The sequence below is a fragment of the Vibrio sp. Vb0888 genome (genome assembly GCF_033338835.1).
Classification (GTDB): domain Bacteria; phylum Pseudomonadota; class Gammaproteobacteria; order Enterobacterales; family Vibrionaceae; genus Vibrio; species Vibrio alginolyticus.
The window spans coordinates 1-1385 of sequence record NZ_JAWOTL010000133.1 but is presented as its reverse complement, the minus strand read 5'-3'; the positions used below and the strand labels follow the sequence as shown (position 1 = coordinate 1385).

Here is a 1385-nt window from a genome sequence, read left to right as displayed (position 1 = left end):
AAATTCAGTATTTGTTTGTCGCCGAACACTTAGCCAAAACCAATCGCTACGAGTGTGACGACGATGAAGTGATTGAAGTCGTGACATTGTCACGAGAACAGCTCGAAGAAAAAATTATTGATGGCACCATTACCGATGCCAAAACCATCGCTTGCTTAAGCAAAGCTCGCCTTTGCGGATACATTTAGGAATTTGGACCAAGGAGATATTCATGGATTTTCGTTCAGACACAGTGACTCAACCCACCCAAGCTATGCGCGAAGCAATGTTCAGCGCCCCTGTTGGCGATGATGTTTATGGTGACGATCCTACCGTAAACGAGCTAGAGCAATTCGCGGCTGAATTAGCAGGGTTTGAGGCAGCGTTGTTTACCACTTCTGGCACGCAAGCAAACCTTTTAGGGTTAATGGCACATTGTGAGCGTGGCGATGAATATTTATGCGGCCAGCAAGCGCACAATTACAAATATGAAGCAGGTGGCGCAGCGGTACTGGGTTCTATCCAGCCTCAACCAATAGAAAACAATCCAGATGGCACGTTGCCATTTGACAAATTAGAGGCAGCAATTAAACCTGATGACGCGCACTTTGCTCGTACTCGTCTGCTAAGTTTAGAAAACACCATCAACGGTAAAGTGACCCCACTGTCTTACTTAGCGGAAGCTCGTGAATTCGTTAATAAACACAATCTGAACCTGCATCTCGACGGTGCCCGCGTGTTTAACGCAGCTGTTGCGCTCGATGTTCCCGTCAAAGATATTGGTCAATACTTTGATTCCATGACGATTTGTTTATCGAAAGGTCTTGCGGCACCCGTTGGCTCACTGCTGCTTGGCAGCAAGGAATACATCGCGAAAGCTCGCCGTTTAAGAAAGATGGTCGGCGGCGGAATGCGTCAGGCAGGTATTCTAGCGGCAGCAGGTAAACTGGCGATCACGGAACAAGTCGCGCAATTAAAGCAAGATCACATCAATGCAAAAGCATTGGCGGAAGGTTTAGCTGAACTACCGGGTTTCTCGGTAAATCCTGACTTCGTTCAAACCAACATTGTGTTTGCTAAGTTGGATGCTAAAGTCGATATCCAAAGCATCGCGGAGCAACTCAAGCAACAAAACATCATCATCAGCCCAGGAAACCCAATTCGCTTTGTCACACACAAAGACATCTCTGCTGAAGATATTCAAACCTTCCTATCGAGCCTTAAATCTCTGCTTTAGATTGATTTTGATCATTGAGCTTCCCCTTGGGGGAAGCTTTATTCTACGGTCAATTATCGCTAAATCGAGAATCCATAATGCTAAGAACCCTCCTTTTAACGTCTCTTATTTTTACCTCCACCGTTTATGCCAATCCTTTTGGCGATGCTGAGAAAGGCAAAGTTAAAGC

1 protein-coding gene and 1 pseudogene are annotated in these 1385 nt (G+C 45.8%); both read left to right on the top strand.

Annotated features, from left to right (window positions below):
* A pseudogene (locus tag R7P72_RS24450) lies at positions 1-188 on the top strand (hypothetical protein); the annotation flags it as partial.
* 23 nt (positions 189-211) lie between these two features.
* Positions 212-1216, top strand: a complete 1005-nt coding sequence (ltaE, locus tag R7P72_RS24445; protein WP_318110889.1) for a low-specificity L-threonine aldolase — start codon at positions 212-214, stop codon at positions 1214-1216.
* Positions 1217-1385: the final 169 nt, after the last annotated feature.